Origin of the sequence: Pseudonocardia adelaidensis, from assembly GCF_039543345.1 — a bacterium.
Lineage (GTDB): Bacteria > Actinomycetota > Actinomycetes > Mycobacteriales > Pseudonocardiaceae > Pseudonocardia > Pseudonocardia adelaidensis.
In genome coordinates this window covers 45,099-65,279 of record NZ_BAABJO010000006.1, presented here as the reverse complement: position 1 = coordinate 65,279, position 20,181 = coordinate 45,099, and the positions used below count along the sequence as shown (strand labels likewise).

21 protein-coding genes and 2 pseudogenes are annotated in these 20,181 nt (G+C 75.3%); 13 read left to right on the top strand and 10 right to left on the bottom strand.

Annotated features, from left to right (window positions below):
• Window positions 1-39 precede the first annotated feature (39 nt).
• The 3 genes from ABEA81_RS09380 (at window position 40) to ABEA81_RS09370 (ending at window position 3,032) form a co-directional block, all read left to right on the top strand.
• A complete protein-coding gene (locus ABEA81_RS09380; protein ID WP_345604494.1) occupies window positions 40-732 on the top strand; it encodes a FadR/GntR family transcriptional regulator in 693 nt (230 codons plus the stop codon).
• Window positions 729-1,922: a CynX/NimT family MFS transporter gene (locus ABEA81_RS09375; RefSeq protein ID WP_345604492.1), complete on the top strand. Its 1,194-nt coding sequence runs from the start codon at window positions 729-731 to the stop codon at window positions 1,920-1,922. The genes ABEA81_RS09380 and ABEA81_RS09375 overlap by 4 nt, the downstream gene beginning before the upstream one ends.
• A 99-nt stretch (window positions 1,923-2,021) precedes the next feature.
• On the top strand, window positions 2,022-3,032 hold the full coding sequence (locus tag ABEA81_RS09370; RefSeq protein ID WP_345604491.1) for a sigma-70 family RNA polymerase sigma factor: 1,011 nt from the start codon (window positions 2,022-2,024) through the stop codon (window positions 3,030-3,032).
• Between the two features lie 3 nt (window positions 3,033-3,035).
• On the opposite strand, the gene ABEA81_RS09365 is transcribed toward ABEA81_RS09370, so the two are convergent.
• Both ABEA81_RS09365 and ABEA81_RS09360 read right to left on the bottom strand, forming a co-directional pair.
• Window positions 3,036-3,860, bottom strand: a complete 825-nt coding sequence (locus ABEA81_RS09365; RefSeq protein WP_345604490.1) for an alpha/beta fold hydrolase — start codon at window positions 3,858-3,860, stop codon at window positions 3,036-3,038.
• Between the two features lie 18 nt (window positions 3,861-3,878).
• Window positions 3,879-4,742: a LysR family transcriptional regulator gene (locus ABEA81_RS09360; protein WP_345604489.1), complete on the bottom strand. Its 864-nt coding sequence runs from the start codon at window positions 4,740-4,742 to the stop codon at window positions 3,879-3,881.
• A 95-nt stretch (window positions 4,743-4,837) separates the two neighbouring features.
• On the opposite strand from ABEA81_RS09360, the gene ABEA81_RS09355 reads away from it, so the two are divergent.
• The gene (locus ABEA81_RS09355; protein ID WP_345604488.1) at window positions 4,838-5,746 is read left to right on the top strand and encodes a TIGR03564 family F420-dependent LLM class oxidoreductase; all 909 of its coding nucleotides are present in this window, start codon (window positions 4,838-4,840) and stop codon (window positions 5,744-5,746) included.
• Here ABEA81_RS09355 and ABEA81_RS09350 read toward each other — a convergent pair.
• Window positions 5,736-6,353 carry a DUF4232 domain-containing protein gene (locus ABEA81_RS09350; protein WP_345604487.1) on the bottom strand — a complete coding sequence of 206 codons (618 nt, stop codon included), beginning with the start codon at window positions 6,351-6,353 and terminating at the stop codon, window positions 5,736-5,738. The two genes, ABEA81_RS09355 and ABEA81_RS09350, sit on opposite strands and share 11 nt — an antisense overlap.
• A gap of 117 nt (window positions 6,354-6,470) precedes the next feature.
• Between ABEA81_RS09350 and ABEA81_RS09345 the strand changes: the two genes are divergently transcribed.
• The 7 genes and pseudogenes from ABEA81_RS09345 (at window position 6,471) to ABEA81_RS09315 (ending at window position 12,296) form a co-directional block, all read left to right on the top strand.
• Window positions 6,471-7,073, top strand: a complete 603-nt coding sequence (locus tag ABEA81_RS09345; protein WP_345604486.1) for a PadR family transcriptional regulator — start codon at window positions 6,471-6,473, stop codon at window positions 7,071-7,073.
• Window positions 7,074-7,168: 95 nt separating this feature from the next.
• A pseudogene (locus tag ABEA81_RS09340) lies at window positions 7,169-7,537 on the top strand (ATP-binding cassette domain-containing protein); the annotation flags it as partial.
• Window positions 7,538-7,652: 115 nt separating this feature from the next.
• A complete protein-coding gene (locus ABEA81_RS09335) occupies window positions 7,653-8,102 on the top strand; it encodes a nitroreductase/quinone reductase family protein (RefSeq protein ID WP_345604485.1) in 450 nt (149 codons plus the stop codon).
• Between the two features lie 43 nt (window positions 8,103-8,145).
• Window positions 8,146-8,328: pseudogene (locus tag ABEA81_RS42590) on the top strand (hypothetical protein); the annotation flags it as partial.
• 134 nt (window positions 8,329-8,462) lie between these two features.
• Complete coding sequence (locus ABEA81_RS09325; protein WP_345604483.1) at window positions 8,463-8,642, top strand: excinuclease ABC subunit A; 180 nt, start codon at window positions 8,463-8,465, stop codon at window positions 8,640-8,642.
• Between the two features lie 313 nt (window positions 8,643-8,955).
• Complete coding sequence (locus ABEA81_RS09320; RefSeq protein WP_345604754.1) at window positions 8,956-11,529, top strand: DEAD/DEAH box helicase; 2,574 nt, start codon at window positions 8,956-8,958, stop codon at window positions 11,527-11,529.
• On the top strand, window positions 11,526-12,296 hold the full coding sequence (locus ABEA81_RS09315; RefSeq protein WP_345604482.1) for an SWIM zinc finger family protein: 771 nt from the start codon (window positions 11,526-11,528) through the stop codon (window positions 12,294-12,296). The genes ABEA81_RS09320 and ABEA81_RS09315 overlap by 4 nt, the downstream gene beginning before the upstream one ends.
• Window positions 12,297-12,328: 32 nt before the next feature.
• Here ABEA81_RS09315 and ABEA81_RS09310 read toward each other — a convergent pair whose 3' ends face one another.
• Genes ABEA81_RS09310 through ABEA81_RS09280 form a run of 7 tightly spaced genes read right to left on the bottom strand, consistent with a single transcriptional unit; the run spans window position 12,329 to window position 18,388 of the window.
• Window positions 12,329-12,733, bottom strand: coding sequence for a hypothetical protein (locus tag ABEA81_RS09310; protein ID WP_345604481.1), 405 nt, complete (start codon window positions 12,731-12,733; stop codon window positions 12,329-12,331).
• Window positions 12,730-13,146, bottom strand: a complete 417-nt coding sequence (locus tag ABEA81_RS09305; RefSeq protein ID WP_345604480.1) for a MarR family winged helix-turn-helix transcriptional regulator — start codon at window positions 13,144-13,146, stop codon at window positions 12,730-12,732. Before ABEA81_RS09305 ends, ABEA81_RS09310 begins: the two co-directional genes overlap by 4 nt.
• Window positions 13,143-14,381: an RNA polymerase sigma factor gene (locus ABEA81_RS09300; protein WP_345604479.1), complete on the bottom strand. Its 1,239-nt coding sequence runs from the start codon at window positions 14,379-14,381 to the stop codon at window positions 13,143-13,145. The genes ABEA81_RS09305 and ABEA81_RS09300 overlap by 4 nt, the downstream gene beginning before the upstream one ends.
• On the bottom strand, window positions 14,378-14,707 hold the full coding sequence (locus ABEA81_RS09295; RefSeq protein ID WP_345604478.1) for a YciI family protein: 330 nt from the start codon (window positions 14,705-14,707) through the stop codon (window positions 14,378-14,380). Before ABEA81_RS09295 ends, ABEA81_RS09300 begins: the two co-directional genes overlap by 4 nt.
• Before the next feature lie 6 nt (window positions 14,708-14,713).
• Window positions 14,714-15,340, bottom strand: coding sequence for a dihydrofolate reductase family protein (locus tag ABEA81_RS09290; RefSeq protein WP_345604477.1), 627 nt, complete (start codon window positions 15,338-15,340; stop codon window positions 14,714-14,716).
• A 43-nt stretch (window positions 15,341-15,383) separates the two neighbouring features.
• The gene (locus ABEA81_RS09285) at window positions 15,384-16,580 is read right to left on the bottom strand and encodes a heparan-alpha-glucosaminide N-acetyltransferase domain-containing protein (protein WP_345604476.1); all 1,197 of its coding nucleotides are present in this window, start codon (window positions 16,578-16,580) and stop codon (window positions 15,384-15,386) included.
• Entirely contained in the window at window positions 16,577-18,388 is a 1,812-nt protein-coding gene (locus ABEA81_RS09280) for a serine/threonine-protein kinase (RefSeq protein WP_345604475.1), read from the bottom strand. The genes ABEA81_RS09285 and ABEA81_RS09280 overlap by 4 nt, the downstream gene beginning before the upstream one ends.
• A gap of 3 nt (window positions 18,389-18,391) precedes the next feature.
• On the opposite strand from ABEA81_RS09280, the gene ABEA81_RS09275 reads away from it, so the two are divergent.
• On the top strand, window positions 18,392-19,270 hold the full coding sequence (locus tag ABEA81_RS09275) for an SIMPL domain-containing protein (protein WP_345604474.1): 879 nt from the start codon (window positions 18,392-18,394) through the stop codon (window positions 19,268-19,270).
• Between the two features lie 111 nt (window positions 19,271-19,381).
• Window positions 19,382-20,179 (top strand): DUF427 domain-containing protein, encoded by a 798-nt coding sequence (locus ABEA81_RS09270; RefSeq protein WP_345604473.1) that lies wholly within the window; start codon window positions 19,382-19,384, stop codon window positions 20,177-20,179.
• Window positions 20,180-20,181: the final 2 nt, after the last annotated feature.

Below are 20,181 nucleotides of genomic sequence, written 5' to 3'. Positions count from 1 at the left end.
GCTACGCGGCGCCCAAACATGGGATGTTAGGTTGTTTGAGTGGGACTGACGGCGGTTCGGCCAGGCCGGTTGTGCGACGAGGTCGTGGCCCAGTTCGAGGCGCTGATCGCCTCCGGCGAGTGGCCGGTGGGGGCGAAGATCCCGCCGGAGCCGGAGCTCGTGGCCGCGCTCGGCGTGGGGCGCAACACGGTGCGCGAGGCCGTGCGGGCGCTGGAGCACGCGGGAGTGCTCGAACCGCGCCGGGGCGACGGCACGTACGTGCGCGCCAGCAGCGATCTCGGGGCGGCGTTGCTGCGCCGGGCCCGGCGCACCACGGCGGAGCACGTCCTCGACGTGCGCGCCGGCCTGGAGCGCGACGCGGCGGCGGCCGCGGCGCTCCACCGGACCGACGCCGACGTCGCGGCGATCACGGCAGCGCTCGAGGCCCGCCGCGCCGCGTGCGACCAGCCGGACCGCGCGACGTTCGCCGCCGCCGACGTCGCGTTCCACCGCGCCGTGGTCGCGGCCACCGGAAACCCCGTGCTCATCGACCTGTACGCCGGGCTCACCGAGGCGTTGCAGCACACCGTCACCGAGATCGACGAGCACGACGACGACCCCGCGGCCTTCCCCGGCCACGAGGAGCTCGCCGCCGCCATCGCCGCGGGCGATCCGGATGCCGCCCGGGCCGCGGCGTCCCGCTACCTCGACGCGGCGCGGGCGATCATGGCCCGGGGGAAGGCCCGGCGGTGAGCATCGACGCGGTCACCGACCGGCGCGCGCCCGCGTCGGCGTGGTGGGTCGGCGCGGCGATCGTGCTGGTCGCGGCGAACCTGCGACCCGCCGTCGTCGGGGTGGCCCCGGTGCTCTCGCAGATCCAGGCCGCGGAGCAGCTCTCCGCCACCGCGGCCGGCGTCCTCACCGCACTGCCCGTGCTGTGCTTCGGCCTGCTGGCGCCGCTCGCCCCACCGCTGGCGCGGCGCGTCGGGATCGAGCGCGCGCTGCTGACGGCGCTGGTGCTGCTGATCGTCGGTTTCCTGGTGCGCTCCAGCGGCTCGCTCGCGGCGCTCTTCGTCGGCACGGCCCTGCTCGGCACGGCGATCGCCATCGGCAACGTGCTGCTCCCCAGCCTGATCAAGCGCGACTTCGCGCACCGCACCGGGATGATGACCGGCCTCTACACGATGGCCATCGCGACCGGCGGCGCACTCGCGGCGGGCGTCACGATGCCGATCGCCCATGCCACCGGGCTCGGCTGGCGGGGTGCGCTGGCCCTGTGGGCGGCGTTCGCGCTGGTCGCGCTGATCGGCTGGCTGCCGCACGTGCGCCGGGCCGGACGCCCCGCCCGCGTGGGCAACGTGCGGGTCGGCGGGCTCTGGGGCGACGCGGTGGCGTGGCAGGTCACGATCTACATGGGCCTGCAGTCGCTCGGCTACTTCGCGATCACGGCCTGGCTGCCCGCGTTGCTCGTCGAGCGGGGCTACGACCCGGTGGTGGCCGGCTGGCTGCTCTCGCTCTCCACGGTGTCCGGCATCGCGGGCGCCACGATCGCGCCGGTGATCGCCACCCGCGGGCCGCGGCAGCGCGCCGTCGCCGTCGGCATCACGGCCATCGCCGCGGTCGGGCTGTTGGGCGTGCTCGCCCCGGTCGGGGTCGAGCTGGTGGCCGTGATCCTGCTGGGCTTCGCGCAGAGCGCCGCACTGGGCCTCGCGCTCACGCTCGTCGCGCTGCGGGCACCGGACGCGGCGCACGCCGCGCAGCTGTCCGGCATGGCCCAGAGCGCGGGGTACGTCCTCGCGGCTGCGGGCCCGTTCGTGATGGGCGCGCTGCGCGACCTGACCGGCGGGTGGACCGTGCCGCTGGTGCTGCTGATCGCGTTGCTCGCCGTGCAGGGCACGGCCGGGGTGCTCGCGGGCCGGGACCGCCACGTGCGGCGGAGCTGACGACGGTCCGACCGCAGTTTTCTCGCCACCCGTCGAGTTCGCGCTCGGTATTGTCGGCGACCCGTTCTAGGCTTCCTCGCGCACGAGAGAGGGGAACCCATGACCGTCACCGCTGATGCCCCGCCCGGCACCTGGGAGCAGCACCGGGTTGAGCTCACCGCCTACTGCTACCGCATGCTCGGCTCGTCCGCCGACGCCGAGGACGCCGTGCAGGACACGATGGTGCGGGCGTGGCGCTCGTACGACAAGTTCGAGGGCCGCTCCTCGGTGCGCTCGTGGCTGTACAAGATCGCCACGAACGTCTGCCTGACGATGCTCGACAGTCGCCAGCGCCGCGCCACACCGATGGACTTCGGCACCGCCTGGACGGCCGACAGCGGCCCGGTTCCCACCCCCAAGCCGGAGATCTCCTGGCTCGAGCCGATCCCCGACGCGCGGGTGCTGCCCACCGCGTCCGACCCCGCGGAGCTCGCCGTGGCGAAGGAGTCGGTGCGCCTCGCGTTCGTCGCCGCGCTGCAGCACCTGCCGGCCCGTCAGCGGGCCGTGCTCATCCTGCGCGAGGTGCTGCAGTGGAAGGCGTCCGAGGTGGCCGAGCTGCTCGGCACCACGGTCGCGTCGGTCAACAGCGCGCTGCAGCGGGCCCGCGCCACCCTGTCCGAGCAGGAGCTCGCGCAGCCCGGGCCGGGCGGCGACACCTCCAGCGAGCTCGATCCCGACCACCAGGATCTCCTCACCCGCTACGCCGAGGCGTTCGAGCGCTACGACGTCGGGGCGCTGGTGCACCTCCTGCACGAGGACGCCATCCTCAACATGCCGCCCTTCGACCTCTGGCTGCAGGGCGTCGAGGAGATCCAGAAGTGGTGGATCGGCCCGGGCGCGCCGTGCCGGGGTTCGAAGCTGCAGCCCCTCTCGGCCAACGGGATGCCCGCTTTCGCGCAGTGGCGGCCCAACCCCGAGGGCGACGGGTATCACGCCTGGGCGCTGCAGGTCCTCGACATCAAGGACGGCCGGATCGCAGGCCAGACCGCGTTCCTCGACGTCGACGTCCTGTTCCCGATGTGGGACATGCCGCTGCGGCTCGACAGGGAGGGACAGCCGATCCCGGCCTGAGGCTCAGCGGGCCACCTGCAGGATCCAGTCCATGGCCTGCGGGCACGCGTCGAGCACGGAGATGTGCCCGTCGTCCGGCCGGAACCAGATCTCTGCCTGGCCGAGCAGGTGGGCGATCCGCTCGGCGTGCGACCGGGGGGCCACCAGGTCCTGCTCGCCCTGCACCAGGAGCACCGGCGCCTCCACCATGGCCAGGTCCGCGGCCCACGGGGTGACGAGCGCGACGTCGTCGTCCACCTGGCCGTCCGGGCCGGCGCGGTCGGCGGTGCCGGCATCCACGCCCATCAGCTCCCAGGCACCGGCCAGGGCCGCGAAGTCGGCGGCGGTGAAGGTCGCGGGGTCGAACTCGCTCTGCTCGCCGTGGCGCTTGCGCGCTGCGCGCCCGGCGACGGCGGCGCGCAGCGCGCTGTCGTTCGCCATGCCGGCGAACCATCGGTCGTCGCCGGTGAACGGGGCGATCGCGGCGAAGCAGGCCACCGCGGTCACCCGCCCGGGTAGCAGGGCGGCGCAGGCGAGCGCGTGCGAGCCGCCGCTGGAGGAGCCCATCACGGCGAACCGGTCGAGGCAGAGGGCGTCGGCCACCTGCGCCAGGTCCGCGCCTGCGGATCCGACGGCCCGGCCCGGTCGAGCCGTGGAGCCGCCGTAGCCGGGCCGTGCGTAGGACACGAGCCGGATCCCGCGTTCCCCGGCCAGCCCGAGCAGCGGCTCGTACAACGCGCCGGTCTGCGGGGTGCCGTGGTGCCAGACCAGCGCGGCGTCACCCTCGCCGGTGTCGTGGACCCGCAGATCGCGGCCGTCGGCCAGGCGCAGGTCCCGGATGATCACCATCCGGTCACCGTAGCGCGGTCACGACAGGGCGCCCACGAGCGCTTCCAGGCAGGCGGTGTGGGTGCTCGCCGGCGTGAGCAGCAGGACGGGCACCTCCACCAGAGGGGCCAGCGGCCGGACGGCGGCCCCGGGGATCGGCCCGCCCCCGCAGCCGCAGACCACCGTGGCGTCGTGGCTGCTCATCCCGATCTCGACCGCGGCGTCCTCGAGGGAACGCACCGGCCGGCCGGTGCGCGCGACGACGCCTGCGGCGTCGCAGGCCGCCTGGATGGCGTCGCGCAGGGCGGGATCGGCGGCCCGGTCGGGCAGGCGGAGCGTCAGGTCGGCGAGCGCGCCGATCGGCACGGTGGGGGCGGCGGCGGCCGGGTGGTCCGCCGGGAGCAGCACCTGCAGCGGCTCGCACCACACCTGCCGCGCCTGCAGGTCCCGTGCCTCCACGCGACCGCGGACGAGCGCGATGTCCAGGTCGCCTGCGCGCAATGCCGCGAGGTGCGCGGCCACCGTGCCGTCCACGAGGGTGAGCGAGAGGTCCGGAACGTCCGCCCGCAGCGCGGCGGCCGCCCGGGACAGCCGTTGCCCCACGCCCGGGGTGGTGCCGACCCGCAGCTGCGCCGCGCGGCTGGCGGTGAGATCGGCGGCGACCGCGCGCACCCGGTCCACTGCCGACAGGGCGGCGCGGGCCTCGTCGAGCAGCCGGCGTCCGTCGCCGGTGAGCGTGACGCGCCGCGAGGTCCGCTCCAACAGCCGCACGCCCAGCTCGCGCTCGAGGCGGCCGACCTGCTGGCTCACCGCGGGTTGGGCCACGTGCAGGCGCTCGGCGGCCCGCCCGAAGTGCAGCTCCTCGGCGACGGCGACGAAGTAGCGCAGCTGGCGAACTTCCACGTCCCTTCTCTACCACCGGATCCATCACGTGTCCTTATCGCTGCGGAGGGCGGTTGCCCGTTGATCGGCCGGCGCGCCACGGCTGGACTGGCGGCATGCAGATCGGGATGTGGATCGACGACGAGAAGCCGCTGCCGGCCGTGGTCGACGCCGTCGTGGACGCGGAACGCCGGGGCTTCGCCCGCGCGTGGTTGGGACAGCGGCTCGGCTGGGACCCGCTGACGGCGATCGCCGCCGTCGGCGACCGCGCCCCGCGGATCGGGCTGGGGACGGCGGTCGTCGTGACCTGGTCGCGGCACCCGCTCACGCTCGCCGCCGAGGCCCTCACGGCGCAGGCCGCCGTGCAGGGCCGGCTCACGCTCGGGATCGGACCGAGTCACGAGCCGATCGTGGAGGGCCGGTACGGCCTGCGCTGGCACCGCCCCGGGCGCCACGTCGAGGAGCACGTGGACGTGCTCCGGCCCGCCCTGCGCGGGGAGGCCGTCGAGGTGCGCGGCGAGACCGTCACCGCGGTCGGCGGTCTGACCGCACCCGGCGCGCCCGCACCGCCGCTGCTGCTGGCCGCGCACGGGCCGCGCCTGCTGCGGCTCGCCGGTGAGAAGGCAGACGGCGTGATCACGACGTGGACCGACGTCCGGGGCGTGGCCGAGCACGTGGTGCCCGCGGTGCGGGCGGCCGCGGCGGGCCGCAGCAGCCACGAGCCGCAGGTCGTCGTCGGCGTGATCGCGACGCTCACCGGCGATCCCGACGCCGCGCGGGCCCACGTCGCCGGGGCGTTCGGCATGGCGGGCGATCTGCCGAGCTACCGCCGCTCGCTCGACCAGGCGGGCCTCGCCGGCCCGGAGGACACGATCCTCGCCGGGAACGAGGCGCAGCTGGAGAAGGCCGTGCGGCGCTTCGCCGACGCGGGTGCGACGGAGCTGCAGCTCTGCCCGGTGGGCCCGCCTGCGGAGCGGGCCCGCACGGTCGAGTTCTTCGGCGAGCTGGCCTCCGCTACGGCGTGATCGTCCGGATCGCCAGCTGGTTGCCCGGGGGTGTGGTGCTGCAGCCCGTGCCGTCCATCTGCACGAACAGGGACGCCGTGTCTCCGGGCGGGTAGACGCGCAGGCCGCGCACCGGCACGGGGTGGCAGTCGGCGGGGTCGAAGTTCTGCACGTTGGGGAGCTGGAGCTGCGCCTGCGCCGTGCCGCCCGGCGGGATGGGCACCTGCCCGCCGCGTTCCCCCGACATGGCCGCCGCCGGCCCGACCTGGTGTCCGTCGTCGCCCGCGACGTACGAGACGCCGGGGAAGCCGCGCAGCTCGCAGGTGCGGGACCCGGAGTTGGTGAAGACCAGCGCGCGGTACACCGAGCCGGCCGCCGCGTCACCGTCGCCGAGCGAGACCGAGAGCTCCCCGGTGGTGCAGCGCGGCAGGTCCGCGCCGTCCGCCTGCTCGGCCGGCTCGATCGCGCGCGTCGCGGCTGCGGCCGGGGCCCCTGCACTCGACACGCCCGCGGTGGTCGGCGGGCTGGCGGGCGTCTGCGGCGTGGTCGGCGGGGATCCCGCGCACGCCGTCGCACCGGTCACCACACCCGCGACGATCACCGCCGCCCCGATCCCGGTCCGGATCATGTGGACTCCCCCGATCCTCGCGGCGCACCCCGCGCCGCTCCACCTGGTCAGACGCGCAATCGGACGACGCGTTGCGCGATACAACCGATCGGGTGGCGGGGGTTACGCTCTGCCTCGATGTCGGCGACGCGCTTGCTGGTGCTGGGGATCGTCCGCGGGTACGGGCGTGCCCACGGCTACCGGATCGGCAACGACCTGCTGTCGTGGGGCGCCGACGAATGGGCGAACGTGAAGTGGGGCTCGATCTACCACGCGCTGCGGGCCCTCACCGATGGCGGCTTCCTCGTCGACCACAACGACGTGCCCGGGCGCACCGAGTACGAGCTCACCGAGCGCGGCGAGGCCGAGTACCTGAAGCTGCTGCGGGACGCGCTGCGCCGCCCGCAACCCCGCCCCGACTTCCTCGGCGCGGCGCTGGCCATGCTGCCCTCGCTCCCCCGCGACGAGGCGATCACCCTGCTGAGGCAGCGGCTCGAGGCGCTCGAGACGCAGCGCGACAAGGCGCGGGCTCAGATCGACGCGCTCGTGGAGCCGCCGCACGTGGGTGAGCTGTTCGGCCTCTGGGAGAGCCAGGCGGCGGGCGGCGCCGAGTGGACGCGTGGCCTGATCGAGCGGCTCGAGGCGGGCGCGTACCCGATGGCCGGCGAGCCGCGGTCGCCGGGCACGCCGGGCAGCTGGGAGTCGCTGAGGTTCCCGCCGTATCCGCCACGCGACGAGTAACGCCCGCCCGGTTCCTGTCGATTCAAGTTTGCATCCCCCTTCCCCGTCGGGCATCCTCGGCGGCCCAGAGTTCAAACTTGAGTATCGGGAGGAACATGGTCGCCGCCGTGAGCGCCGAGGCGCTCCGCAAGCGCTACCCGGGATCCGACGAGCCCGCGCTCGACGGGTTCGACCTGTCCGTGCCGCCCGGCACGGTGCACGGGCTGCTCGGCCCCAACGGGGCGGGCAAGACCACCGCCGTCCGCATCCTCACCACCCTGCTGCGCGCCGACGGCGGGCGCGCCACCATCGACGGCGTCGACGTGGCCACCCGGCCCGCGGACGTGCGCCGCCGGATCGGTCTCGTCGGCCAGTTCGCCGCGGTCGACGAGATCCTCGACGGCCGCTGCAACCTCGTGATGTTCGGCCGGCCCTTCCACCTCACCCGTTCGGACGCGCACCGGCGGGCCGACGAGCTGCTCGCTGGGGTGACGGGTCGTGGGTGGCCCAGCACCCCGTCCCCATCGCCGTCGCCTGGCCGCTCGTCATCATCGCGGTCTTCGGGCCGCTCTCCGTCCACGGCTACCGGGAGATGAGCAGTTGACCATCCGGAACCCCACCCCGCCCCGCTGGCTGAAGCCGATGAACAAGCTCTTCCTCGCGCTGCGCCGCACCGGGCTCGGCATGAAGGAGCTGCCCGTGCTCACGGTGCCCGGCCGCACGAGCGGCAAGCCGCGCAGCACCCCGCTCTCGGTGCTCGATCTCGACGGGCAGCGCTACCTGCTGGAGGGCTTCCCCGGCGCCGACTGGGCCCGCAACGTCCGGGCCGCGGGCGGTCGCGCCACGCTGAGCGTCGGCAAGCGGCGCGAGGACGTGCGGCTGGTCGAGCTGGGCCCGCAGGAGGCCCTCCCCGTGCTGCGGGCGTGGCCGGTCCGCATCGCGGACGGCGCGAAGATCATGGCCGACGCCGGCGTCGTCGAGGCGGTCACGCCCGAGGCGTTCGAGGCGGTGGCGGGTCGCTGCGGGGTGTTCCGCGTCGAGCCGGCGTGAATCCGGCCGGGAACCGGCCGCTGCCCCTCGTTGGAAGGACGGCATGACCGAGTACATCTCCGTCGTCGGCGCCCGGGAGAACAACCTGCGCGACATCTCCGTCCGGGTCCCGAAGCGCCGGATCACCGCGTTCGTCGGGGTCTCCGGGGGCAAGTCGTCACTGGTGTTCGACACGATCGCGGCGGAGGCGCAGCGGCAGCTGAACGAGACGTTCTCGGCGTTCGTCACGGCGAGCAACCTTCGCGAGGTGCAGGTGGCCCGTGGGCGTGTGTCCCGCAGCCGGTCCACGCCCGCCTGCACATGTCCGACTGCGGACACCTGCTCGCCCTGCTCGACCGGCTCGTCGACGGCGGCAGCTCGGTGATCGTCGTCGAGCACGACCTCGGCGTGATCGCGCACGCCGACTGGGTGATCGACCTCGGCGGCGACGCGGGCGGTGCCGTGGTGCTCGAGGGGCCGCCGCGCGAGCTCGTCCGGGCGCCGGGCTCGTTCACCGGGGAGCACCTCGCCCGCCACCTCGCCACTGCGCCGGCGGGCTGAGCCGCGTCCAGCGCCGGCCGAGATGGCAGTGAGCGCTGATCGTGGAAGATCGAACAGCGCTGCCTGCCATCTGGGCAGAACCCACCCTCCACTTCTCGGGAGTTCGATGACCGCGACCCGACCCGCCGAGGCGGCTGCCGGGGTTCCGGCGCCATGCAGCGCCGAGATCAGCAGCTGGGGCGGCGAGCTGGCCGTCTTCACGCCCGCCGATCCGCCACGGTTCGGCCGGCTGCTGCTGACCGGCGACCTGCTGCCCGGCATCGGCACGCCCGGCACCGCTGACCTCGTGCCCCCGCCCGGCGATGCGGTGATGATGGTGCCGGTACGCCGGGTACCGGTGGCCGAGGTGGTGCCGGCGCTGCTCGGGTCGCACGCCGAGCCGTCGGGCGAGGTGGCGCTGGCGTTCTGGGCCGCCGCGGCCCGGTTCGCGGTGCACCTCGTCGCCCGCGGCCGGCTGCTCCCGGGCGTGTCGCCTGCCGGGTTCGATGCGTGGCGGGTCGGCCCGCTCGACGCCGAGGACGCCGACCGGTTGCACGTCCTCGCCGCGGCGATGCCACCCACCGCGCGGTCGCTCCCCGTGCCCGGCGTGGAGCCACCGACGTTGCCGGCGGCCGCGCCGCTCGTGCGCGCGTTCCTCGACGCGGTGGCCGACGTGCTGCCCCGCGCCGACGAGGCCCCCGACGCAGCCGGCACGGCGCTGTTCGCCGCGACCGAGCCGCAGTCCGCGGGGCACCTGCGGGACTGGGCCGACGAGGTCGCCGCCGGGGTGGACGCCGGCGTGCGGGTCTCGCTGCGGATCGAGGCGGAGCCGGACGCCACCCGGTTCCGCTCCGTCGTGCAGCTGCACGCGCTCGACGACCCCACGCGGGTCGCCGACCTCGCCGCGGTGTGGAGCGGGGCGTCGGTCGGGTTCGGGCCCCGCGCCCGGCTCGACGCCCTGCTCGCCGTGCGGCGCGCGGCACGGTTCTGGGACCCGCTGCAGCAGTTGCTCGGGCAGGCCGTGCCGGACGTTCTCGACCTGGACGACGGCGACATCACCGACCTGCTCGGCGACGGCGCCGCCCGGCTCACCGCCGCGGGGATCGCCGTCCACTGGCCGCGGGAACTGCGGCCCGAGCTCTCCGCGCGGGTCGTCGCCGGGCGCGGGCGCGGCCCCACTCCCTTCACGGCGGGCGGCGATCCGCTGCACCTCGACTGGGAGCTCGCCCTGCGCGGCGACCCGCTCACCGGCGAGGAGATGGCCGAGCTGGCGGCGAGCCACCGGCCGGTGGTGCGGCTGCGCGACGAGTGGGTGCTCGTCGACCCGGGCACCCGGGCCCGCGCGAGCGATCGCACGCTCGGGCCGGTCAGCCCCGTCACGGCGTTGGGGGCGGCGCTCACCGGCCAGGTGGACGACCGCGGGACGCCGGTCCCGGTCGTCACGACCGGATGGCTGGAGACGCTGCGGGAGCGCATCGCGCAGCCGCCCGCACCGCTCGCCCCACCGGACGGGCTCGCCGCCACGCTGCGCGACTACCAGCTGCGCGGCCTGGGCTGGCTGGACCGGATGACCTCGCTCGGACTCGGCGCCTGCCTCGCCGACGACATGGGCCTCGGCAAGACGATCACGCTCATCGCGCTGCACCTGCACCGCCGCGTCCTCGCCGCGGGGCCCACTCTCGTGGTCTGCCCGGCGTCGCTGCTCGGCAACTGGGAGCGGGAGATCACGCGGTTCGCGCCGGGCGTGCCCGTGGACCGCTACCACGGCAGCGGCCGGGCGCTGCCCGCGCACGACGGGTTCGTCCTCACCACCTACGCCACGATGCGGCGCGACGTCGACGCGCTGGCCGACCACCGCTGGGGTGTGGTGGTCGCGGACGAGGCGCAGCACGTGAAGAACCCCGCGTCGAGCACCGCGATCGCGCTGCGTCGCATCCCGTCGGCGGCGCGGGTCGCGCTGACCGGCACGCCGGTGGAGAACGACCTCGCGGAGCTGTGGTCCATCCTCGACTGGACCACCCCCGGCCTGCTCGGCACGCTCCCCGAGTTCCGGGCCCGGTGGGCGGACCCCATCGCCGAGGACCGGGCCGTCGCCGAACGGTTCGGCCGGCTGATCGCCCCGTTCCTGCTGCGCAGGCGCAAGTCGGATCCCGGGATCGCACCGGAGCTGCCCCGCAAGACCGAGACCGACCGGCCCGTCGGCCTCACCCGCGAGCAGGCCGGGCTCTACGAGGCGGTCGTGGCCGAGACGATGGCCCGCATCGCCCGCTCCGACGGGATGGCGCGGCGCGGGCTCGTGCTCGCGCTCCTCACCGCGCTCAAGCAGATCTGCGACCACCCCGCCCTCTACGCGAAGGAGCCCGACCCGGTGCTCACGGGCCGCTCCGGGAAGCTGGAGCTGCTCGACGAGCTGCTCGACACGATCCTCGCCGAGGACGGAGCGGCGCTCGTGTTCACGCAGTACGTGGCGATGGGGCGGCTGCTGGAGCGGCACCTGCGGGCGCGCGGCACGCCCGTCCAGTTCCTGCACGGCGGCACCCCGGTGCCGGAGCGCGACGCCATGGTCGAACGCTTCCAGCGCGGCGAGGCGGCGGTGTTCCTGCTCTCGCTGCGCGCGGCCGGCACCGGGCTCAACCTCACCCGCGCCGACCACGTCGTGCACTTCGACCGCTGGTGGAACCCCGCCGTCGAGGAGCAAGCCACCGACCGGGCGTACCGGATCGGGCAGACCCGCCCGGTGCAGGTGCACCGGCTGATCAGCGAAGGCACCGTGGAGGACCGCATCGCCGCACTACTGGCATCGAAGCGCGCGCTGGCCGACGCCGTGCTCGCGGGCGGCGAGTCCGCGCTCACCGAGCTCACCGACGCCGAGCTGGCCGACCTCGTCGCGCTGCGAGGTGGGGCATGACGCCGGCACGGGGGTTCCGCGCGTTCCCGCCGCGCCCCGGCCGGCGTGGCCGGTCCTGGTGGGCACGCGCGTTCGTCGCGGCGATGGAGGACACCGCCCTCGACGCCACCCTCCTGCGGGCCGGGCGGCGGTTCGCCGGCAGCGGGCGGATCGGGCCGATCACCGTGGCGCCCGGGCGCATCGCCGCCACCGTCGAGGACCCGGACGGGATCTACGACGTCGTCGTCCACCTCGCCGAGCTCACCGACGCGGAGTGGGCCCGGTTCCTCGAGCAGGTGCGGGCGGAGGCCGGGCACCTCGCGGCGCTGCTGGACCGGGAGGTGCCACGGTCGCTCGTGCGCTCGGCCGACGCGGCCGACGTCGCCCTCCTGCCGACGATCGGCGACCTCGAGTCCGAGTGCGACTGTCCCGACATCGGCGACCCCTGCCCGCACGCGGCCGGGCTCTGCTACCAGGTGGCGTGGCTGCTCGACGAGGACCCGTTCGTGCTGCTCCTGCTGCGCGGCCGCGGCGCCGACGAGCTGCTCGACGTGCTGGGCCGGGAGCCGGTCGCGGAGCCGGCCGTGTCCGGTCGGGACGTGGACCATCCGGTTGTTGCCGCCGCGGCGTACGCGGTCGATCCGGCCGGCCTGCCCGCTCCGCTCCCGCCACCGCCACGCGCCGCGGACCCGGTGTTCCCGGCGGCGCCCGGCCTCCCGCCGGACGCCCTGGTCCGCCTGGTGGCCGGTGCCCTCGCGCGCGCCCGGGCACACCTCGCCGACTCCTGATTCGACGCCTGATTCGACGAGCGGCGCGTTCGTCAGAACCGGACGGTCCACGGGAACGGGGCGAGGTCGGGCTCGACCCAGCCGGTGCGGGCCGCTGCGCCGGCCAGGGTCGTCGAGCGGTAGAAGCGGCTGAGCAGGCGCTTGTCGAGGAGCTCGGGGTTGCGATCGGCGAACGTGGTGAAATCCGGCGTCGGGTGCTCGGCGGTGTGGTGGGCCACCAGCTCGACCCAGGCCCGGCTCATCGTGACGTGGTACTTCTGCGGCGCTCCGGCGTAGCGGGCGGTGCGCCGGATCCCCTCGGCGACGAGGGCGACGGCCGCCGGCATTCCGGTGCGGCGCACCGCGAGCCAGGTCAGGTGCACGTGCTGGCGGTGCCCGAAGGTGTCCGCCGATGCCATGACCTCGGTCATGAGCTCGTCGAAGGTTCGAGACGTCATGGCGAGACCTCGGCGAGGGCGCGCAGGACCGTGTGGAAGCCGGCGACTGCCTCACCGGGCAGGCCGTCGAGCGCACGGGCCTCCACCGAGGTCAGCGTGCGGGTGATCGTGCCGGCGGCCCGTCGGCCCGAGGGGGTCAGCTCGACGACGACGACCCGCCGGTCGGCCGGGCGGGTGCCACGGGTGATGTGGCCCCGGCGTTCGAGCCGGTCCAGCACGCTGGTGATCGTGCTCGGCCGGGAGCCGCTCTCGGCGCAGATCTCGGAGACGGTGCGGCCCGGGCCGTCCGCCAGGATCGCCAGCACGTTGATCTCGGCGGCCGTGAGCCCGAGATCGGCCAGCTCGGAGGCGAGGACCAGCAACGTGGCGTGCGTGGCGCGCTGCAGTGCCAATAGCGCCGAACCAGAAGTCACGATATCGAAATATACGAAGCCGTACTACTTTCGGCAAGTCGTCGGGAGAGGAAGTCGCGCTCCGTCTCGTTGGCGGTCAGCGCGATCGCCCGCTCGTACGCCGCGGCCGCCTCGGCGGCGCGACCGAGGCGGCGCAGCAGATCGGCCTTGGCCGCGGGCAGGTAGCGGTACCCGGTGAGCCGCGGGTCCCGTTCGAGGGCGGCGATCTCGGCGAGGCCGGCTGCGGGCCCGTGGACCATGGCGACCGCCACCGCGCGGTTCAGGGCCACCACCGGTGACGGCCAACGGCGCAGCAGCTCGTCGTAGAGCACGAGGATCTGCGCCCAGTCCGTGTCCTCGTAGGTCGGGGCAACGGCGTGGAGGGTCGCGATCGCGGCCTGCAGGGCGAACCGGCCCGGGTTGCCGCCCCGCAGCGCCCGCACGACCAGCGCGTCCGCCTCGGTGATGGCGTCGGTGTCCCACGCCGCACGGTCCTGCTCCTCCAGGCGCAGCAGCCGTCCGTCCTCGGTGGTCCTGGTCGTCCGGCGGGCGTGGTTGGCCAGGAGCAGCGCGAGGAGCCCGCCCACCTCCCGTTGCCGCGGCATGAGGGACCGGAGCATGCGGGCGAGGTCCAGTGCGCGCTCGGCGAGGTCGTCGCGGGTGAGTGCGGGACCGGTCGGGGCCGTGTGCCCGGTGGTGAAGAGCAGGTGGATCACGGTCAGGACCGCGTCGACCCGGGCCGGCAGCTGGTCGGGCGCGGGCATGCGGAACGGGATCCGGCTCGCCGCGATCTTCTTCTTCGCCCGGGTGATCCGGGCCGCCATCGTCGGCTCCGCCACCAGGAAGGCCTGCGCGACGTCCGGGGTGGTCACGCCACAGACCAGCCGGAGCGTGAGCGCGACCTGGGCCTCGAGCGCCAACGCCGGGTGGCAGCACAGGAACACCAGCCGCAGCCGGTCGTCGGCCACCGCCGGGAGGGCCGGCGGCTCCACCAGCAGGTGCAGCTTCGACCGCTGCGTCCGGGCCCGCCTCAGGGCGTCCAGGGCGTTGTGCCGGGCCGCCGTCGTGAGCCAGGCACCCGGGCGGTCCGGAACGCCGCAGGCCGTCCAGGACTCGAGCGCGGCGGCGTACGCGTCCTGGACGCACTCCTCGGCCAGGTCCAGGTCGCGGGTGACGCGCACCGTCGCGGCGAGCACGGCGGCCCACTCGCGGCGGTGCGCGTCCGTGACGGCGCGCCGGACGGCGTCCGGGCTCACAGGAGCGGCCGCACCTCGACCGCCCCGTCCATGATCGGGAGGAGCTTGCCCACCGCGACCGCGGTGTCGAGGTCGGGGGCCTCCACCACGAAGAACCCGGCGAGCACCTCCTTGGTCTCCAGGAACGGGCCGTCGGTGACGAGGCCGTCCTTGTGGATCGTCCGCGCGGCCGCGACCGGTTGCAGACCCTGCTCGTGGACGACCCGCACGCCCATCGCGGCGATCTTCTCCCCCGCGCTGACGTTCGCCTCCATGACCTCCGGCGGGATGTCGGCCACCCCGCCGGGCAGCTCCTTCTCGTAAATGAGGACCGCGTACTGAGGCATCGTTCGTCACCAGTTCCCTGTCTCGGGCCCGACCGCACCGTAGGTGATGGCGCCCGCCCGCGCGTACCGGCCGATGACGACCCCCGACCGGGTGGTCGCGGACGCCGCGAGGTCGAACCGCGCCGGCACCGTCCCGCTCCCGAACAGCCGCTTGCCGGACCCGATGAGCACCGGCATCACGAGGAGCTGGAGCTCGTCGACCAGGTCGTGCGCGAGCAGCGTCTGCACGAGCCGAATGCTGCCGTGGACCTGGATCTCGCCGCCGTCCAACTTCTTGAGGCCGGCGACGGCGTCCAGCACGTCGCCCTCGAGGAGGGCGGAGTTCTGCCAGGTCACCGATGTGAGGGTCCGGGACGCGACATGCTTGCGCACGGCGGCCCACTTCGAGCCGATCGGGTCGTCGGCCGCGGCCAGCGGCCAGGTGGCGGCGAACTCCTCGTACGTCCGGCGGCCGAGCAGGAGCGCGTCCGCCCGGGCGGCGCCGCCGATCGCCCGCGCGAGGACCTCGTCGTCGATGTACGGCGCCGCCCAGCCGCCGTGGTCAAACCCGCCGTCGCGGTCCTCGTCGGGCCCGCCGGGGCCCTGTACGACGCCGTCCAGCGACACGAACTCCGTCACCATCAGGGTGCGCATGCCGTCTCCTCACACGAGCGCGGGCGCCGCCTTCCGGCGCCCGTCACGTGCTCGGCGGGCCAGGAGACGTCGAATCGACAGCCTTCGATGTGACCCCGGACACACCTCGGCGGACCGCGCGGCCGGCCGCCGCGACGACCGCCTCCAGCGGGCCCCGGAGGCCCGCGAGCCGCAGGCCGATCCCGATCAGCGTGGCGACCAGCACGTGCCCCACCCAGAGCACCAGGTCGTCGGAACCGCTCCCGGCGTACACCGCGAGTGCCACCACGTGCAGCGTGTAGAGGGTGAGCGGGGCCGATCCGAGCGCGGCCGGCACCCCCATCGGCCGGGGAGCCCAGCGCGACAGGAGCAGCATCGCGCCCAGCACCGCGAGCGCGGACCCGGTGGTGGCGGCCAGGTCGAGCGTGCTGCCGGAGTGCGGGCTGTCCACCGCGAGCCACCACCAGTTCCCGGTCGGGGTGGTGCCGTACCGGCGTGCCGACGCCTCGGCGCCGAGCACCCACACCCCGTCGCCCGGTCCGAGCAGCCACGACGACACCGTGTGCGCGGCCACCGCGAGCGCCACACCCCCGGTGAGGAGGCCCGTCGCCACCTGCGGGCGGCGCAGGTCGAGCCGGCCGACCGCCAGGCCGGCGAGCAGGTACGTCGTCCAGGTCAGCACCGGGTAGTAGCCGGTGAGCACCAGCGTGACGACGGCGGCGCCGGGCTCGGCGAGCGCGGGCCACCCGACCTGATCGCCGGGGCCGTCCGGGAGCCCCGCCCGCAACAGCTGGCTGGCCACCGGCGTGAGGACGCACGCGAGCACCGCACCCGCCGCGAGCACCCCGCGCGGGGCCCGCAGCAGGACGGCGGCCACCACGAACAGCACGCCGTAGTAGGCGAGGATGATCGCCACCGGGGCGTCGAGCGCCACCAGCGTGAGGCCGAGCGCGCCGACCAGGATACCGCGCACGACGAGTGCGGCCCCCGCGGCGAGGTGGGCGCGGTTCCCCTCCGGCCGCTGCGTGCCTCCGGTCGCGAGGGCCACCCCGACCCCGGCCAGCACCGCGAACAGCGCCGACGCCCGCCCGGACGCGACCAGGCCCGTGAGCGTCGGCTCGCGGCCGACGCGGAGCGGGAAGATGTGCGTGGCGAACATCCCGGCGAGCGCCACGGCGCGGGCCGCGTCGACCCCGACGATCCGGGACCGGCGCGAGGTCGGCACCTCCCGCCCGACCGCTGCGGGACGCGCCCCCGTCACCGGGCCGGAGCGCCCGCGCCGACGGGGCCGTCCGGCCGCTGGCCGGCCCGGCGCAGCCACTCGTCCAGCGTGCTCTGCACCGCGCGCAGCGGAGGCCGCCGGCGCGGGTCGTTGTCCATCGCCGCGCGCAGCAGCGCGAGGTGCGCCGAGCGGGACGGCAGGTGGGTCAGCCGGGCGCCGGACGCCGCGGCGCGCAGCCCCGACACCGCGTCGGCGTGGCCACCCCGCGGCGGGTGCCCGGTGAGGGCGTAGGAGATCGTGGCGGCGAGCTGCCAGGAATCCGACGCCGGGGTCGCGCGTTCGCCGCACGCCACCTCGGGGGCGAGGAAGTCCGGAGTGCCGAGCACGAAACCCGCCATCGTCATCGTCGAGTCGCCGGTCTTGCGGGCGATCCCGAAGTCGATGAGGTGCGCCAGCCCGGCCTGGTCGACGACGACGTTGCCCGGCTTCACGTCGCGGTGCATCACGCCCCGCGTGTGCGCTGCGTCGAGCGCGCCGGCGAGGCCGATCCACACCCGGGCGGCGGTGACGTCGTCGAGCGGGCCGCGGGTGCGCACCAGGTCGCCGAGCGAGGCGCCCTCCACGTACTCCATCACGATGACGAGGCCGTCGAGCTCGCGCAGGCCCGGATCGCTCGCGGCCGGGAGCAGGTCGTGGATGCGCACGCAGTTCGGGTGGCGGACGGCCACGAGCGCCCGCGCCTCGCGCCGGATCCGCTCCTCGGTCTCCGGGTCGGGCGCGTGCGCCGCCTTGAGCGCCACCTGCTGCCCGAGGCGGGCGTCGTGGGCGAGCCACACCCTGCCGAACCCGCCTGCGCCCAGCCTGCGCACGAGCCGGAACCGGGGTGTGCCGCCCCCGAACGGCGGCGAGGGTGCGACGAGCGTGGGTCGCGGGCCGAGGGGCCGCGGCGGCGGCTGCGGCGCCTGCCGCGGCGGCGGCGTGCGGGGTGCCGGCACCACGGGCGGTTCGGGCTGCCGCGCCGCGAACCGCCGCGCCAACCGGTCGGCGAGCGACGGCTGCGGCGACCCGGCCGGGACCGGGGGACGGCGCGCGGCGACCGGAGGACGCAGCGACTCCATGCGAGGCGGCCTGCGCTGCGCCGGGGCCGGCACGGCCAGGGAACGACGCACCACCTCCCGCGGCGGGGCCCCGACCGCCAGCACGACCGCGATGCCCAGGAACGCCCCGACGCTGACCCCGATCCAGAGGTGGCCCGTGGACCCGGCCGGCGTGCGCGCCGTGAGCAGCGTGAGCGCCACCAGCGGCACCCAGAAGAACTTGGCGGGCCACCGCGGGCCGCGCCGCAGCGCCAGCCGCGCCTGCGCCGCCACGCACAGCGCCGCCACCAGCGGGAACCCGACGAGCAGGACGACCGCGAGGCCGAACCGCACGGGGTCGGCCGGGTCGAACGCGGCGGCCACGGTGTAGCCGCCGAGGTAGGTGGCCTGCGGGGTGAAGCACAGGGTGGTGCCGAGGTCGGCGAGCTGGGCGGAGGTGAGCCCGTCGACCTTGCGGCCCAGGGCCGCGGCGTGGAACACGCGGCCGGTGGCCGTGAACACCGCGAGCGGCAGCAGCCCGGCGCCGACCACGCCGGCGAGGGTCATCAGCACGGACTCCCCCGCCCCGTAGCGGGACCCGATCCGCCTGCGCAGCACGGCCACCAGCACGGCGCCCGCCGTGGGCAGCAGCCCGACCCCGATGCCCAGCACCGTGACGGCCCACGCCCATCCCCCCGGGCAGGTGTCGGCAGCCAGCGCCGTGCGCAGGCTCGCCACCAGGCCGGCGACGAGCGCGGTGAGCGCGTCCACGCCGTGCTCCCCTTCCCTCCGCCCCGGCGGTGGGCGCCGGGGGAATCCCGGCCTCCACTATGGCACCAGCGGGTCACGCGGCGGTGTCGGAGACGGTGGGGTGTCGGCCGAGCGCGCCGGCCGCGCGCCTCGTCGATCTCCGGCTGTCGTGCAACCGATCCGGCGGTCGTTCCGTCCTGGGAGCATGCACCGCGCCACGTTCCCGCTGCTCGCCCTCGCCACGCTCGCGCCGGCTGCTCGTCGGCGGCGGCCGCCCCGGCGGGCACCGCCTCGCCGCCCGCCATCACCGCCCGCGCCACCGGCACCGTGGTCGCGGCACCGGACACCGCCACCGTCGTGCTCGGGGTGGAGACCCGTGACCGCAGCGCCACGGCGGCCCTCACCGCCAACTCCGACCGCGCCAATGCGGTGATCGGTGTGCTGCAGGCCGCCGGGGTGGCGTCGGCGGACATCCGGACCAGCCAGCTCAACGTGTTCCCGACATCCGCCCCGGAGACGGGCCGGATCACCGGGTACGAGGTGAGCAACCAGGTCACGGCCACGCTCCATGACATTGCCGCGGCCGGCACGCTGATCGACCAGGCGGCCGCGGCAGCGGGTGACGCGATCCGCGTCCAGTCGATCCAGTTCTCCATCGCCGACGAGAGCGCCGCGCGTGCCGAGGCACGGGCCGACGCGGTGCGGCGCGCGCTCACCCAGGCGCAACAGCTCGCCGACGCGGCGGGCGTCGGCCTCGGCCCGGTGCGATCGATCGTCGAGGTGGCCGGCCAGCCGCCGGTGCCCTACCGCGCCGAGGCCGACCTCGCCCAGAAGGCCGTACCGGTGCAACCCGGCTCGCAGGAGCTCTCGGTCACCGTGGAGGTCGTGCACGACATCGCCTGAGCGCGCGCGGAACGCGAGCATGGTGGCTTTACTGGCCAATCACGGCAGCAAAGCCACCATGCTGGCACCGGGTACCTGGAATGTCCGCCTGCGCGGCGCGTTGGGAGTGGCATGGCTCTCACCCGTGCCGACGGCCCCCTGTCCGCGGCCGCGCCCGCCACCGTCAACTACCGGATCGACGGACCCGCCCACAAGCTGCTCATGCACCCGTTCCCGCGCCGCGTCCGCGCCGAGGTCGCCGGCCGCACGGTGCTCGACACCCGCCATGGCGTGCTGCTGCACGAGACGGCCCTCCTGCCCCGGCTGTACGTGCCCGAGGAGGAAATCGACCAGTCGCTGTTCGTGCCGAGCGACCACACCACGCACTGCCCGTTCAAGGGCGACGCGACCTACCGGACGCTGCGCGTGGGCGACCGCGTGGTCGAGAACGCGCTGTGGGCGTACCCGGACCCGCTTCCCGACGCGAAGTGGCTCGCCGGGTACGCGTCGCTGTACTGGGAGGCCGCCGACGCGTGGTTCGACGAGGACGAGCAGGTGTACGCGCACCTCACCGACCCGTACACGCGTGTGGATGTGCGCCCCACCAGCCGCCACGTCCAGGTGCTCGCCGGCGACGCGCTGGTCGCCGAGTCGCACCACCCGCTCGTGCTGGACGAGACCGGCCTCCCGCCGCGGTGGTACCTCTCGCCGGAGGACGTGCGGGTGCCGCTGGAGCCGACGGCCACGCACACGCGATGCCCCTACAAGGGCGAGGCGAGCTACTGGTCGGTGCGGCTCCCGGACGGCCGCGAGCTCACCGACGCCGCCTGGGCCTACCCGGACCCGCTGCCCGAGTCCGCCCGGATCGCCGGGCGGCTCAGCTTCCTGCACGACGACCTGACCGTCCTCGTGGACGGCGAGCCGGTATAGGG

Bases quoted from the DNA above. Each gene is read 5' to 3' on its own strand.
- ABEA81_RS09370 (WP_345604491.1), top strand. From the start codon at position 2,022: ATGACCGTCACCGCTGATGCCCCGCCCGGCACCTGGGAGCAGCACCGG.
- ABEA81_RS09365 (WP_345604490.1), bottom strand. From the start codon at position 3,860: ATGGTGATCATCCGGGACCTGCGCCTGGCCGACGGCCGCGATCTGCGG.
- ABEA81_RS09355 (WP_345604488.1), top strand. From the start codon at position 4,838: ATGCAGATCGGGATGTGGATCGACGACGAGAAGCCGCTGCCGGCCGTG.
- ABEA81_RS09350 (WP_345604487.1), bottom strand. From the start codon at position 6,353: ATGATCCGGACCGGGATCGGGGCGGCGGTGATCGTCGCGGGTGTGGTG.
- ABEA81_RS09345 (WP_345604486.1), top strand. From the start codon at position 6,471: ATGTCGGCGACGCGCTTGCTGGTGCTGGGGATCGTCCGCGGGTACGGG.
- ABEA81_RS09320 (WP_345604754.1), top strand. From the start codon at position 8,956: ATGGTGCCGGTACGCCGGGTACCGGTGGCCGAGGTGGTGCCGGCGCTG.
- ABEA81_RS09315 (WP_345604482.1), top strand. From the start codon at position 11,526: ATGACGCCGGCACGGGGGTTCCGCGCGTTCCCGCCGCGCCCCGGCCGG.
- ABEA81_RS09310 (WP_345604481.1), bottom strand. From the start codon at position 12,733: ATGACGTCTCGAACCTTCGACGAGCTCATGACCGAGGTCATGGCATCG.
- ABEA81_RS09295 (WP_345604478.1), bottom strand. From the start codon at position 14,707: ATGCCTCAGTACGCGGTCCTCATTTACGAGAAGGAGCTGCCCGGCGGG.
- ABEA81_RS09290 (WP_345604477.1), bottom strand. From the start codon at position 15,340: ATGCGCACCCTGATGGTGACGGAGTTCGTGTCGCTGGACGGCGTCGTA.
- ABEA81_RS09270 (WP_345604473.1), top strand. From the start codon at position 19,382: ATGGCTCTCACCCGTGCCGACGGCCCCCTGTCCGCGGCCGCGCCCGCC.